This window comes from Anaerobiospirillum succiniciproducens DSM 6400 (genome assembly GCF_000482845.1).
In the GTDB taxonomy this organism is placed as follows: domain Bacteria; phylum Pseudomonadota; class Gammaproteobacteria; order Enterobacterales; family Succinivibrionaceae; genus Anaerobiospirillum; species Anaerobiospirillum succiniciproducens.
On record NZ_AXWV01000049.1, the window covers coordinates 17,434 to 32,909 of the forward strand.

The window sequence follows — 15,476 nt, forward strand, 5'->3', positions numbered from 1 at the left end:
TCTTTGTGCAATTATCTTAACTAAACCACGTGCAAGATGAGATCCAGATGCTGTTATGAGCAACTCAATGGGGTATAATCACGCCCCTCGTGTTAAGGTGCTCGGTGTTTTTGATGCCGTGCTTGGTAGCGATAGCAGCTTGCTTGCACCATAGCTTTGTGCATCAAACACGATGGAGTTGATCTCAACTTAACATTTACGCTGTAGCGTAGCTAGGCTTTTGCGCCTTAATACTGCACAACAGGTGTTCATTTAGCGCCTGAATCTGTGCAATTAACTCTACGATGCATATACATGTTACATTGAGCAACCGTAGATTATTGCTGCAAAGATATGCGAGTTTGCTTTGCAGCCTTGATGCGCTTGAGAGCTTATATGCTTTCGTGCTTATCTGCATTCGAGCTTATATGCTTTAGCGTCTATTTGCATTTAACCAAAGCTGTATAACTACAGCTTATTATTGGCTTGCTTGTTTGAAGTGGCAGGTCTTATTGCCCTGCTTTTACTTGGTATGTCGTATAAGACAAATGCAGCAGCTTAAAGGTAGCATAGACCTTGGGTTACCAACCTTTTGCCGTTGCATAGTGTTGTGAATTTAGCCTGGTTTATCCGTCTTATGAATAAGTTTTCATCTATGTCCACTGGTGTGCTGCTGGCGCTACTGACCTCGTCAGTCTTTGCCTCTGACTTTGCTGAGTCAGATGAGAACTTATCTGGCCATGATAACCCACGTTCAATTAGTGACAGCACAAAAAAGGCTGGCGGCAAAAAATTAGCCGATGCCACTGGCATTCGTGCCTCTGGTGCCATTGCCATGGATCGTTGCTCCCACACTATTGATCTAAGCCTAAATGAGGCAGCAGCCAATCCTAAACCTGCACCTAATCCTGCATCACCAAGTACTGCACCAATGGCTCGTTCTCTTGTTGATTCAAAGAGCCTCAAGCCATCAGTGTTTGAACCACAAAACGCCTCTAAGGTAGTAGTGTCCTTTGATTATCCGCACGAGTTTAATGAAAGCTACATTATGGCTGGTGATTCAACCGTGATTAGCTACAGCTCTGAAGATAGCAACTTACTCATCACTCTCAAACTCACCCCAATGCACGACCTTGCTCTTGGTTATGAAGAATTTAAGCGTAATATCATTTCTCGCTTTAGCGACAAGGATAAGATGCTCTATGGTGAGTATGAGGTGTTATCAGAGGTCAAAAACACTAAAGAAGCACTCAAGCGTGCTCAAAAAGACTCAAGCATGAGTCCAGTATCTGAAGATGATGACTATATGGAACTGAGTATCCGTGCCTTCTTAAAGAAAGGCGAGGATGGCATCTATCCTGATATGCAAAACTTCTTCTATGAGCGCAATATCATCAGCCATAACTATATTGCCACCTTAAGCTGCGAGCTGCAGGGTCGTCAGAGCAGTGTCTCTATTGTAAAAGACCAGTTTGAATCTTTAAGCCCACTGTGCGAGCGTATTATCAACTCCTACAGCTTCAATTTCGTACAGTAAGCCCTAGTCTCAATCTCTTCTCTAAAGCTAACTGTTTGGCAATTCTAGCCATGGCAGTTGGCTAAGTGTTTCCCTACCTTTTTAGCCTTTGTATCCCTATCTAACAGAATCTTTAGCATTGTTGTGCCCATCGACTGACAGTGGCTAGAGTGGCTGCATATCTGTAAGGTGCATAAGTTGCGTCATGTGCTCCTGACACCTCCAATGGGCAAGCCTAGTGGTTTTTCGCCCCCTATCTTTATAACATGATGCTAGGATAAACCACTGTTTTAGTAGTTCTCTTTGTGAACGTGGGTTAGTGCTCAGTCTTTTGTTGGCGCAAGATGGATGGAGCGCTGCTAGGAGCAGTGCTTGTCATTGATGGTAGTTGCTGTACTTAGGCAGGATGAGGAACGACCTGCCTGCACGAACTCCTTATGTTCTACCAGTTGTTACCCCGGCATTGTTTTTTTCATCGTGCAGTACCTTAGAAACAGCGGTCTAAGGGTATATGACAAAAGTCACAGCAGGTTCGTACAGCTGAGTATTTCAGAAAAGGTCTAGCGACTACGCCAAGTTCAAATAAGTCGCTATGGTTCTGAAACTATTGTCATTCTAGGCAAGATGAAAGAATTTTTCAAACCCTAACATGCACTATTTTGCGAAGCTTGTGACATTGGTTTGCGTTTTCTTGTGATTACTAATCTAGTAACGCTAAGCCATGGTGCATTTTTGCCAAACATAATCTATGGATTAATGATACAAAGGCTGAAATAATGCACGTTTGTATAACACAGCTGTGACATTTAAATAGCTTGCGTATTGCTGCTATTCTTCACGCCCCAAAATATGCGATTTAACAGCATAAATTACGTTTCTTCTTAAAAATTGCCCAAACCGCACCTGCCTTGTGCAAATCTTGTGTTTGTGTCGCGTGTTTCTCGTTTTTAACGATTAGCTCATAGCCACAGCATGTAGCAGATGTTGTGATTATTGCTTTTATTACTTTTGACTGTCTGCTTGAAGTGTTTTCATGGCTTGTATGACTTGTTCAAATGAATCCTTTTGATCTACAAGCCTCTGATTAAGCTTAGTGACATCATTTTGCAGCTTATCAATATATTTGCTTGACTCTTTCACTGCTGACTCAATTAGTTTTCTTCGCTTATCAAGCTTTTCACCATATGCCAACGCATCTAGCATATTGGCACCAGCAGCTTCACAGATGCACAAGGTCTCACCGCTGACGTCTAAACCAGTGCATTGAGATAATAGATATAGCGCCAGAGCATGTTCATCGGTGAGACTGCCTAGAGTAGATGGCCGCTCAACTTGAAGAACCTCATCAGATCCACCACTCATAGCGATAGCAAGAACTTGGGGGTCAGCAAGCCAATTGCGCACAGACTGATCAGAGACACCATACTCTTTGGCCACATCAGGAACTTCCTTGCCTGCGAGCACATCAGTCACTACCTTAACGCGAAACTCATTAGTAAAAGCCATAAATAAAACCTCAAGATGAAATCAGACCTATTATAATAGTTTCATAAGGTGAAACCCTAATGAGCATCTTGAGCCCTAGATTTGCTCATGGTTTTACCAACAATTGCTATTACAAAGTTAATTCAATGCCGATTGGCAAGGTGTTCTCATGGCCAAAATCAATGTCAACATTAGAATGGACGAGGATTTACAGCTTCAGTTTAAGGATTTTTGCGAAGACATGGGAATGTCGATGACTACTGCTATCACGCTTTTTGCTCGTAAGACAGTAAGTGAGTATCGAATTCCGTTTGAAATCAGCGGTAAAGTACCGAATGACGAAACTCTCGAAGCAATGGAGGAAGTGCAGCGTATGAAGGCCGATCCTAGCATAGGCAAGACGTATTCAAATGCTGAGGAAATGATGAAGGATTTGCTTTCATAAGCTTCAAGATGACCCTCCATCAAATTTCACAAAGGCTTTAATTTATCAGCAGCGCGATCCTTTGTGTTCCTCATCTATCCACAAACGCTCTTATCAGCCCGCTCTGATCATCACTATACCAGTCTAAGCTGACTCAGTATGTAGCAAAATGTACTACTCCTGTGGATAGACTTATTCGTAGTCCAATAAGATAGGCTTAACCATGTGGCTACCGTAGAGCTAGCCACTATCTAAGGCTATTCTAAGCACTGAGACTCACAACGCTTGTCAACATTTCTTGCACTTCTCGCGTAATACGTTAAGTACTATTGCTGCTATGCTGTTAATTGCTCTTGGTGTCAATTTAGCAAGTAAGATTGCCACTGACGCTCTTAAAGCTGATGAAGTTTGTTGACGTCAATGAAACTCTAACTGCCACAGCTACAGATGGATGACTTTTTGTGAGCCTGCTAAGAGCAAGTACATCAATGACTGATGTATACATCTTGAGCCAGGGCATTTATGCATAGCATAGTGCCATTTCAGGCTCATTTATCACAAGGCAAAACTATGGACTATAAAACCAACAAGAATGACTTGCTTTATCTATGGGCTACAATTTGGGGTATATATGAAGAAAAGTACAATGACGGCAGTTAAAAGAATACATTAAACGCGGTTTTGAAACTAAGGCCCCAAACAATGAAGAGGACTTCATTGAATGGGCTGTGTACTCTATGCAAGATCCAGAGGACTTTAGAAAAGACTACAGGATAACTCAAGATTTGCGAGATGCTTACAGGCGTCTAATCAATGCGGCGGAGCCTTATATTAAAGCAAATAACAAGGCCCAAGAGGCTGAGAAGCTTTATAAAGACTTTTACAATTTTACGGCGCTTGAATGGCTCGTTGTTTTGCCTATGTAGCTAAGGCCCCCAAATTTGCAGGCTTTTTGCCCTAGCCACTATAGCTAGACATTTTGTTTGTTTCATCTTACTTGTGCGGGCGCTGGGCATATTCTATGAGTGCCGTTATATGTTTGTAGGCAAGCGAGCTGGTTGGTTATCTGGTTGGCTGGTTGGTTATCTGGTTAGCTGGATAACTTTGCTTGTACAAGTTAAGCCTTTGGCGCAATTTGGAGCAATACGCAGCCTGACCCTTTGCTTGTGCCGTGAGTGCAGATGTTTGTGTCGTGATTTGCAGCTTTGCTTATACTCTTTGTGTATCTGAGGTTTGACTATCTGATAGACTAAATTAAATCATACTCTCTGCTTAAGGGCTACGATCTATGAGAAAGAAAGGTTCATTTTTAGCTGCTGCAGCTGTAGCTGCCGCCCTATTGTGCTCAAATACTGCCCTAGCAGATCGCTATGTGCCTACAGCAGAGGATTTAAAGACTCAGTTCTATCTTCATATTCCTTTTAACCAAGGCCCTGACTTTATGGTCAGAGAGCTGAGGCGCGATAGCTTCTATGTAGTTACTAAGAGCCCAAAAAATATCAAGCTCAAACGCGACGTGAAGGGCGGCGATGTCTACATCAGTATCGACATTAGTAAGGCCAATAAGGTATGGCATGTTAAGTACATGGCCACCAAGGAGAGCTATCACAGCATCGAAGAGGGCAAGCTAAGATTTGAGCAGCTGTGTAAGGACACTGCCAATAAAAATTACAGCTTATTTAAGGGCCCTGAGTTTTCACAAGACAAGAGTCTTGCCCAAGAGTTAAATGCTGGCAAAGTCTTTAGCTGTCACTTTCTCAAGACTGCTACTGAAAAAGACCTAAAAGCTATGGAAGAAGCTATGGCCCGTGAAGCGCCTGAGCTAATGGATAGACCTGGCTTTATAGAGCAACTCCGTGCTGAGCATAGTTTCCGCCTCTCCAAACATGGTCTATCTTGGTCATTAAATGGCAACTCCCATATGGCCAAAGTAATCCTCGATTTAGTCGATTACGACCTAATGGACAAGTAATTGACCAGCGCCATATGGACAAGTAATTGACCAGCGCCATATGGACAAGTCGTAACTAGCAACTACGGATAAAATGTGCTTGCTCCACCACTGAGTGCGTACTCAAACAAAGCGAACTCTTTTGCTGTCACAGCACTTACTTTTCTGAGCCACTCATCTCTCTAGCTTAGAGCCGCGTTCTGACTAGCCTGACAAAGGCTCACTTTTTCTCTTGTTGCGGAACACTCATTTGCCGCAACATAGCTTATTACTTGGCGGTGTACGTTAAAACAATTGCTTAGTTCGTAGACTTTAAACTAAGTTTTATCTTCCCAATACGTAAGTTCTGTTCCATTACTAAGATAGAGCATTCTTATATGGTTTACCTAGTGACGGTGGGTGCTTAGCTTATTTCACTAACCTATTGAACCACACCAAAGCTTCACTTGAGCCTTTCAAGAAGCTAAGCGCAGTCGTGAGATTGCTTTAACCCTAGCCATTGTTTCTCGCCATAAAATAAGTACGTGATGTTGCTGGCTGTATGGATTGATGAATGGAGGCAGACAGGCAGGCTGGCTGGCTGGCTGGCAAAGACGCTACCTATTATTAGCCTTCTAGTATCTTTGTTTGGCGTAAATATGTGATATTTCAGCATGTGGCTAATGGGTGGAAGCTATTACATAGAAGTTACGTTACAGAAGCAAATCAGCTAGGCAATAGCGCCTGTCACACAGCTTCGAAATTATGATTCCATTAGAGCACTTAGCTTACGCACTAATATGAGGCAATATGTTAAGTTTACGTTAAGCTAAGTTGAACCTATGCAACTAAGCTTAGAATTAACCATCCATTACTACCAACATAACTAGCAGTCTTAGTGCTTTACGGTGAACTTATCGATTGAACAATGCGCAAAATAACGCGCTTTATGCCTTTATTTTGAGCATATTTACAAGCAATAGTAATGGTTCAGCTGTGTTTAGCTTCTCGTTCACCACTCATACAAGCCTATAAAGAGGCTGCCTTGATTCATATAGGAAACACATGTCACTTAGTGTTGAAACTAGCGGATCGTCTTCAGTAAACACCCATATTGGTTTGGAGACCGAAACTATTATCATCTTCGGCGCAGTCGCTTTGTTTGGTCTGTTTGTTGATATCTGGGCCCACAGAAAAGACAAGCCTATTGCACTTAAATCAGCTATTGCATGGACCTTATTTTGGATCACCATCTCCATGTGTTTCGCTGGCTACCTCTACTATCACTTCAATGCAGAAGTAGCATCCCTCTTCCTTGCTGGTTACCTCTTCGAGCAAGCCTTATCTGTAGATAACCTCTTTGTGATGATGGCGATCTTTGCCTGGTTTAAAGTACCAGAACAATACTGCCACCGTGTGCTCTACTGGGGTGTTTTAGGCGCGATCTTCTTCCGTCTCCTCTTCGTAGTTATCGGTTCTGCTCTCTTTGCCTTAGGCCCTGCCGTTGAAGTGGTCTTTGCTCTGTTAGTTGCAGCCTCCGGTGTCATGATGCTGCGTAAGAAGGAAGATGACGATGATGAGCACGCTGACTACAGCAACCACATCGCTTTCCGTGCAGTGCGTCTGTTCTTCCCTGTATTCCCTCGTTTAGTTGGCCACAACTTCTTCATCAACAAGGCTCATGCTATGGCAGAGCTTGAGAAGCCTGAGAACAAGGGTATTGAGCTTAAGAAGGTTGGTGCTGTATTTGCCACCCCACTGTTCTTATGCTTAGCAGTTATCGAAACCACCGACGTTATGTTCGCTTTTGACTCTGTACCAGCGGTTATTGCTGTGTCTAGAGAGCCTCTCATTGTTTACTCTGCAATGATCTTCGCGGTAATGGGTCTGCGTTCTATGTACTTCGTGCTTGATGCTATGAGACAGTACTTAGTTCACCTTGAAAAGGCTGTTACTGTGCTGCTCTTCTTCATCGCATTCAAGCTTGCTGCCTCTGCCTCCTTACACTTAACTGGCTTTGGCTACGATATCGATGTATACACCTCACTTATCGTGATCGCTGTGATCTTAGGTATTGGTATCATCTCCTCTTTCATCTTCCCTGCTAAGAAAAAGGATCAAGCTAAGGAAGCTGCAGTTGCAGTAGCTGCTGAAGCTCAGACCTCCACCGAGGCAAAAGAGACTGACTCAAACGAGGCTAATAAGTAATAGCCTAGCACAAGAGACCATCTCTTAAGCACTTTAAACGGCACCACGCTTAGCAATAAGTTTGGTGCCGTTTTGCATTCCACTGACGCAAAAGCACACCACATCCATCCACTGTAACTGTCTTAGCGCCTTTTCTCACCTTAGCCCCATAGAGTGATAGGCACATAGCCCCATATAGCATATAGAACGCTGCAAGCGCTGCAGCTGCCTAAGCAAACTACAGATGCCACAACCGCATAAGCCGCAGGCAAGCTACGCCTAATGCAAGATAAGCCTCAGGCAAGAAAGCTCCAGACAAGCGTGCATCAGCCACTCTCACGGTCAGTGCCATAGCGTCTGCTACAGCCATATACAAAAACGGCAATGCTCTCCATCCTCAAAAATGCTCTCATACCCATAAGCAGCATGGCTGGCACACGCAAATACCCATCTACATGTCTTACTTGTATTCATGTGTCTTGTTCTAAGACTTAGTCCCAAGGGTTTAGCATCTTAAGGGCTAGTGGCTCATTAGCATGAGGAACATAAGCTTAAGCAGCGATCTTAGTGCTGGTGCTTGGTGCTCGTGATGAACTTTGTGTGCGGGCGCTAATGATGCAAAAGCAACAAGCTTTAACTAGATACTTGCACCTGAGAATCGACATCACTACAATAGGCTATCACTCTGTTGATGTGTACATGGGAACTACTCATAGGATCATGCCTTGAGTACGTACTTTAGTATTACAGCGACGCAGGGACTAATCAGCAGAAGATTGCTATAACGTTAACGATTAACGTAACTTACTTGGGGTGCCTTACTCATGCCTCAAGTATTCGTGATTACGCAGCACGAAGCTAAAAAGAATTAATCTCAAGCATAAGCCGCATCAAACGCAGCTCTTAGCATACTCCCTCCTTTGCGCTTAGCCGCTCACTTAATCAGCTTACATGTATAGTGCCTATAGACGTGGTCTATGGCTATGTATTTGAGGGTCGGTCATATACATATGACTAAAGCTATAGCTGTGAGCACTAGTCTTATGCCTAGATTCTTTTTTTTCTTTTAGCTCTCATCGGCACATGCCTAGCTGCCATATACAAGCACTAAAGTCTCTTGAGGCTAGGTGCTTTTTAAAAAGCAATCTTACTATCTGACATGGCCCTGTGTGACGCCTTAGAAAGGTTTATAAGATGGCTAAAAAGTCTCGCGCTGAGAAGTTTGCTGAGCGTGCTGCAGCTGAGGCAGCTGCTGCTCAGGACTCAGCATCCAAGCATATGAGTAAATACGCGCTCAAGAAGATTGCACAGCAAAACGCCGAGCGCTCTGGTACTGTCTACATGTCAGCTGGCGCTAAAGCCAAGGAAGCTGAGGACTTAGCTGCAGAACAGGCTAAGATCCGCGCCCTGACAGAAGATCCAGATTTAATTGAGCACGATCTGCCTGCAACTGACCGCTCTTATGCCAATGTTGCCAAGGCAGCCATGGAAGGTGCTAACCTCATTGAAACTCCACAAAAGGGTACCCCTGTAGAGATTAACTACGAGGGCAAGACCGTCACCGTTTACTTACGTCCCGGTGAGACCGATGTACCTGAGAAGATTTTAGTTGAGCGTTATAAGAAAGAGTTACGTAGAAAGGCCATTCGTGAGGTGCGCAAGCAAACCATGGCCCGTATGCGTAAAGCTGGCACCGTGCGTGGTAAAGGCTCCAAGACCCGTGTGGTTATTCCTAAGAAGCTCGAACTTGAACGCCAGATAATTGAGACCTTTGGTGTCGAAACTCGCGACCGTCTGCCTGATCTTTACGATCCTCAAGAGCGTCTATCTAGCACCTATAAGCATAATCAGCTAGGTCAGATGCTCATGACCCCTCTCAAGCGCTTCTTACCTCCTGTTGTTGGTAGAGATCCATTAGCTGCTTATCTTGATAAGTGGGCTAATAAGATCGATACCCAGGGTATCTTTGCTGATGCTTTTGCCAAGATTAAGCACATTCGTCGTCATGAGGATGGTTTTGCTCGTGTAGGCCTGATTGCATTTTTAAAGTTTGTTGAAGGCATTTCTAAGAACACCATCATTGATGACTATGCTTTTGATCAGCATCTGTACATTAAGCGCCGTGAAGTAACCTCTTTTATCAATACCATGAAAGAGCCTGCTTTACGCTGGGCTAAGCAACGTCACAAGTACGAAAATAACTACGCCTTTGTATACTTTGACACTTACCCAATTCATATCAAGCTCGGTAAGAGACGTACTATCTGTATTCAGCTCTTACTTAGCATCGGCGTTACCTTAGATGGTCGCAAAGATCTCTTAGCTGCTATTCCAGATCTGACTTCAGGTCGTTTAACTGTTGTCTTCTGGGAGAAGATCTTAGAGAACTTCAAGAACTTAGGCATGCAAAACATCTGTTTTGTAGTTGCCTCTGCTCGTTGCCGCTACTTAGATTTAGCCGTTAACAACATCTTCCCTGAAGCTACTATGCACTACAACCTCCAAGAGGTACTGCAGCTGGATAGCTACGCTTTAGAAGCTCCACATCGTAAGGAGTTTATGGCCGATGTTGCTAAGCTCCTTGAGTGCGAGAATTTTGATCTGGCCCGTGAGCAATTGTCCGCACTGCGCGACAAGTGGGAGCCACTCATGGAAGATAGTCATGTTATCTTGCAAGGTAACATTGAGTATTTAAGAGTACACACCCTCTTATCTAATTTAGAGCGTCGTGTCTTTAGCTCACAAAAGACTGTCTCCTCAGCTGCTTCTCTGCTTTTAGGCTTGAAGGCATCCGATGACTTCTTCTCAGATAACGCTGAGATCATTGTTTATATCTTCTATCGCTATCTGTTAATTGCTAAGCCATACTGGTTTGAGCATCAAGATGAGGCTGTAAATAACCTTACCTACTCTCGCATCTTCACTACTCTGCGCCAATGCGACGTACCAGGTGCGATTTTGCTCAACCGTCTCCTTGGTGAACAGCATGAGAGCTTTATGCTGCGTCACTTTGGCTCCTTTGGTAATGGCCCTGTCTTTAACCTCAACCCTGCTCGTAAGCGTATTTCCTTATCAGGTCATATTGATAACAATACCTACGCTCAGCAAGAGGCTGACGGCAGCAAGACTAATGCTATTGGCAGTGCTCCTGACTACATCAGCGCAGCTTTAAGCTCTAACGATGTTGAGACACAAGCCACTGAGGCAGAGGATGCTGCTAAGACAGATGCTCAACAGGCAAATGATGCCGCCGCTACAGACACTGCAGTTGCATCAGAAACAAGCAATGAAGCTCCTGCACTCTTAAGCCCTGCTGAGAAGGCTCTGCAGTCCATTAGCAATTACGAGCGTAAGTACAACGCCTTTGCACAAGAGCAAACTGATAACAGCGAGTTAAGATCCTCTTTAACCTTACTCTCTTCAACACAAAGTGCAGTTATTCCTTATGAGAATAACTTTGTAAATCCTTTCTCAACAGCTGCAGCTAACAGCATGCAGTCACTAAAGGCTAAGAGTGCAAGCACAAAGAGTAAGAGTGATGAAGATGCAAACACAGCCGATGAGCACAGCTCCACTGTACCATCACGCTTAGCTCAGGCTGTCTTTAAGGAGAATCGTGTTAACTTCTCTGGTTCCTTTAATGGCTTAGATCTTAGCGCTCTAAATGAGTATGCTCAGATTTGCCCATTAAATCTGATCTCTGGGAGCTTATCTCCACTGTCTAACACTATTGACGGCACCTTCGGATTTACCTCAGTGGCAGTACGTCCTGAGATGCACAAGGTGCACAAGTCATCAGCTGTTAGAGAGGCTCTGTCATTAGAGTTTAATGCTGCATCAAAGGCTGCAGCTGAGGCAAAGGCTGCAGCAGCTAAGGCTGAAAAGGCAGCAAAGATTGCCGCTAAGGAAGAGGCTCAAAACTTTGGTGTTCAGGTAGTAAGCGCTACCCTTCTCGATAAGGACAGCGGCGAGAGCGTTAATGAGCTTATCGAAGAGAGCAAGACCCTGAAGCTTGATGTAAAGCAAGAGAAGGCCGCTCAAACAAAAGCTACTTCAGCTAACAAAGCCAAGCATACAGTCGATACAGACAATAAGACCACTGATGCTGCCTCTTATGAGCGTGTTTACACTGAAACCACTCATGATGAGTTTGCTATTGCCAAGGTGGCACAGAACAATGATGTGGCTGTCTCATACTCTGTAGACGATGACAATGGCAGCGGCGAGGCTATTCGTCCTGATGAGACTTTAAGATCTCAAGACGATTACGAAGAGTTTAAGAACGTTAAGTCCAATATTCAGACTGCCAATACCGTTTTAGGTATGCTGCGTCCATCAGTTGCTCGAGCTCTGCGCGATGATCGTATTGAACTTAAGAAAGCCGAACGCGAGGTAATCTACGAGTGCTTAGGTGAAGATTTTGATTTTGCCAAGATCGAAAACGTAGCCCACACGATCACGCCTATCTTCCGTACAACCATGCACGCAAAGAATATCGAAAGACGTAATAAGCGTGCTGAGGAGAAGAAGCTTGCCCGTAAAGAGCCACGTCGTCGTGCTCACTTAAACTACCTCAAGCGTAAGGCTAAAAAGGAGGCTATCGCCAAGGACGAGGCCCGTTTTGGACCATACTCATCTGATGCCTTAATCCCTGTTAATACCGTTAAGGATTCAGCACCTAAGAGCAATGTTTTAAGCGACTCTAGCTTCGGCGCTGAGGTTAAGAACATTGATTCTATAGTCAAGGATACCGGCGGCTTTGATGCAAACCGTGTGATTGCCAAGACTGACTTTAGCTCAGGTTCTCCAGCTACCAAGGTACAGTTATCTGCAGCTGAGCGTAACCTCACTGCTAGTGCTAAGGATATGTTTACCCTGCTTGATAAGTTTGACCCAAATGAAGGTCAGATTGGTTCTCTTACTTTAAATACCACTCCGGTAGCTACTCAGACCAGCTCAGGACTTAACATCACCTCTCTTGCTCAGGAAGTTACCGAGCTTAGCATCTCATCTGTGGCTGCAAGCAAAGCTAAGAGCACTCGCACTAGCCGTGCTAAGAAGTCTGATCTTAGCTTAGAGATCGTCAATGTGGTTGCAGATGCCATTGATAGCGGTGATGCTCAAGCTGCCAACACTGATGATGAGGCACAAAAGAAGCGTCCTCGTGCACGTCGTGCTATCAAGCCATCAGTAAAGGCAACCGTTGCCGCCATTGAAGCTGATGTTAAGCGTAAGCAGGCACAAAAGGCTAAGGCCTTAGAGAACGATGGCAGCATCGCGTTAAAGAACGCTGCTAAAGTATCAGCCAAGGACCTTAACTTAGATGCCGAATCTACCTTAAACATCACTCCAGTTGCTGATGCTGAGGTTCAGGTGGTACCAGCACCACTGCGTAACCGCATCTACGAGGAGTTCAACATGACTCCAGGCATCAAGACTGAAAAGCCACAGCGCGTTAACTTAAAGAAGACCAAAAAGTCCACCACCAAGTAACCGCTAACACCATAATCACCTCGCGCTGCCCTCTGTGGCAGCGCACCAAAGGCCTCTATCGATGTCATATGCAAAGATTTGAGGCCTTTTTCATTCCCGCCCTACTCCCAGAACCATTCATCCAAACGCAAAATCCAAAACCGCTATTTTCCGCAAAAAGATTTTTCTCGCGAAAATATTAGTAATATGTTTTATAAAAAAAATTGCAGAAGACTACACCCATCAGCACAAGTTATAAAACTCTCACCTCACAGTACATAATCCTATATACACTCAACAGAGTGACAACTGTTGCCGCTTATATTGTCAATTTCCACTTTTAGCATTACAAGCTGATTTACAGGCCAAATGATCACTATATCCTACCCAATTCTTGTAGCTAGAAAGTCATAGTGCAATATAGCTGATGAATATCAGCTTTTAAGAGATTAGCAAGTGCATGCCTCGTAAGCCTAAACATACAGTTGTAAATCATACGATCGTCTAGTTGTATTTAGGCACAGGTGTTGCAAATGCCATAGTAAACAAGGATCAATCCTTCCGACTATGATTATGCAGAGTTAACTCGATCAAGTTTTGAAACTGCAAGATCATCAGTTTTGTCCTTACGACCACATCGCCTATCAGGCATGATGGCAGGATATGAGAAAAATACTATGGCTTTATACGTTAATACTAACGTTAGCTCGATCAACGCACAGCGTAAGCTTGCTAACTCTACCTTAGCCCTGAACACCTCCTACCAGAGACTGTCCTCAGGTCTTCGTATCAACAGCTCCAAGGACGACGCTGCTGGTCTTCAGATCTCCGATCGTTTAACTGCCCAGATTAATGGCCTCAACCAAGGCAACCGCAACGCCAACGACGGTATTGCCTTAGCTCAGACCATCGAAGGTGCCTTAGACGAAACCACAAACATGCTGCAGCGTATCCGTACCCTCGCTGTCCAGGCAGCTAACGGTACTAATACTGCAAAAGATCGTCAGGCCCTCCAAGAGGAAGTTAAGTCTCTTTCCGCTGAAATTATCCGTATTGCGCACAAAACTACCTTTGCAGGCGCTCAGGTTCTTGATGGCGGTGGTGCAAATACCCTCATGCGTGAAATTGCTCAAGCTGGTGGTCAACAAAATCCTAAACAGTACGAGTACTTCTTCCAGGTTGGAGCCAACGCTAAGGACGAAATCACTTTAGAGTGCGGCGCATTCCATATGCAAGGCATTATGTGTATGGCTAATGTGGGTAAGCAACAAAACGCCGCAGACCGTATTGTCATGAAACAAACCGAGGCTGATGCAGCTAAAAATGACGGCTTTGGCTTAGTTGCTCCTAATAATAAGGTCTCAGAAGCATACTGGTTAGTTGCAACTCCGTCAGGCGCTCAGAGAACCTTAGCAACAATCGATCAATTTATTCAAGCTGTTGATTCCAAGCGTGCGGCCCTAGGCGCAATCCAAAATCGTATGGAAAGCACCATCCGCAATCAGAGCTCAATTTCAGAGAATGAGTCTGATGCTCGCAGCCGTATCCGCGATACCGACTTTGCCTCTGAAACCGCTGCTTTAACTCAGAACCAGATTATTCAGCAGGCCTCTCAGACTATTCTGACCCAGGCCAACCAGCGACCTACTGTTGCCCTGAACCTCTTAGGCGGCAGATAGTCACAGATTTTGTAGTATTTCTCATATCTTTAAGGCCGCTTATCCCCTTTGCGGCCTTATTTAAAGCAGACAGTTTATTCGTAAGTGGCAAAACTGCCCTTTACGAATACATTGATTGCATGATGCAAGGTGGAGATTGTGCTTGTATAGCTCTCTCTGCTAAGACAGATACAAGGAGAGAATTATGGCTTTATACGTTAACACTAACGTTAGCTCGATCAACGCACAGCGTAAACTCGCTAACTCTACTCTTGCACTGAACACCTCATATCAAAGACTCTCATCAGGTCTTCGTATCAACAGCTCCAAGGACGACGCTGCTGGTCTTCAGATCTCCGATCGTTTAACAGCCCAGATAAATGGCTTAAATCAGGGAAATCGTAATGCTAACGACGGTATCGCCTTAGCTCAGACCATCGAAGGTGCCTTAGACGAAACCACCAACATGCTCCAGCGTATCCGTGTGCTTGCAGTTCAAGCAGCTAACGGTACTAACACTGCAAAAGATCGTAAGGCCCTCCAAGAGGAAGTTGACTCACTTTGCTATGAGATCTCACGCATTGGCTACAAGACCACCTTTGCAGGCGCTCACGTGCTCATGAGTACTGGTGCGAAAGCAACTGCAAATGGTCAACCTGGTCAAGGTGGTGCTCAGGCTAAAGATCTCGACACTCTCAAGAATGGTAATGGCGAATACTTCTTCCAGGTTGGAGCCAACGCTCAAGACATGATCAACCTAAAGATCTCAAGTGGTTTCCACATGCTTGGTATCTTTAGTATGGCTGGTTTAGATAAAGGCAAGAT

At 44.5% G+C, this 15,476-nt stretch carries 9 protein-coding genes; 8 read left to right on the forward strand and 1 reads right to left on the reverse strand.

Features of this window, described 5'->3' with window-relative positions:
- The first annotated feature begins 616 nt into the window (after window positions 1–616).
- Window positions 617–1,516: a hypothetical protein gene (locus tag H524_RS0107630; protein WP_027939796.1), complete on the forward strand. Its 900-nt coding sequence runs from the start codon at window positions 617–619 to the stop codon at window positions 1,514–1,516.
- Window positions 1,517–2,497: 981 nt separating this feature from the next.
- Here the strand turns inward: H524_RS0107630 and H524_RS0107635 are convergent.
- A complete protein-coding gene (locus H524_RS0107635; protein WP_027939797.1) occupies window positions 2,498–3,001 on the reverse strand; it encodes a COG3415 family protein in 504 nt (167 codons plus the stop codon).
- 148 nt (window positions 3,002–3,149) lie between these two features.
- Between H524_RS0107635 and H524_RS0107640 the strand changes: the two genes are divergently transcribed.
- From H524_RS0107640 to H524_RS0107685, 7 genes are all read left to right on the forward strand, one after another.
- The gene (locus H524_RS0107640; protein WP_027939798.1) at window positions 3,150–3,425 is read left to right on the forward strand and encodes a type II toxin-antitoxin system RelB/DinJ family antitoxin; all 276 of its coding nucleotides are present in this window, start codon (window positions 3,150–3,152) and stop codon (window positions 3,423–3,425) included.
- 716 nt (window positions 3,426–4,141) lie between these two features.
- Window positions 4,142–4,330 (forward strand): hypothetical protein, encoded by a 189-nt coding sequence (locus H524_RS0107655; protein WP_027939799.1) that lies wholly within the window; start codon window positions 4,142–4,144, stop codon window positions 4,328–4,330.
- Window positions 4,331–4,692: 362 nt separating this feature from the next.
- Window positions 4,693–5,376 carry a hypothetical protein gene (locus tag H524_RS0107660; protein ID WP_027939800.1) on the forward strand — a complete coding sequence of 228 codons (684 nt, stop codon included), beginning with the start codon at window positions 4,693–4,695 and terminating at the stop codon, window positions 5,374–5,376.
- A gap of 1,023 nt (window positions 5,377–6,399) precedes the next feature.
- Window positions 6,400–7,542, forward strand: coding sequence for a TerC/Alx family metal homeostasis membrane protein (locus H524_RS14860; RefSeq protein WP_084281711.1), 1,143 nt, complete (start codon window positions 6,400–6,402; stop codon window positions 7,540–7,542).
- A gap of 1,173 nt (window positions 7,543–8,715) precedes the next feature.
- On the forward strand, window positions 8,716–13,014 hold the full coding sequence (locus H524_RS0107675) for a hypothetical protein (RefSeq protein ID WP_027939801.1): 4,299 nt from the start codon (window positions 8,716–8,718) through the stop codon (window positions 13,012–13,014).
- Between the two features lie 656 nt (window positions 13,015–13,670).
- Window positions 13,671–14,672 carry a flagellin N-terminal helical domain-containing protein gene (locus tag H524_RS0107680; protein WP_027939802.1) on the forward strand — a complete coding sequence of 334 codons (1,002 nt, stop codon included), beginning with the start codon at window positions 13,671–13,673 and terminating at the stop codon, window positions 14,670–14,672.
- Window positions 14,673–14,856: 184 nt separating this feature from the next.
- The coding region (locus tag H524_RS0107685; RefSeq protein WP_027939803.1) for a flagellin N-terminal helical domain-containing protein at window positions 14,857–15,476 on the forward strand (620 nt) is incomplete at its 3' end.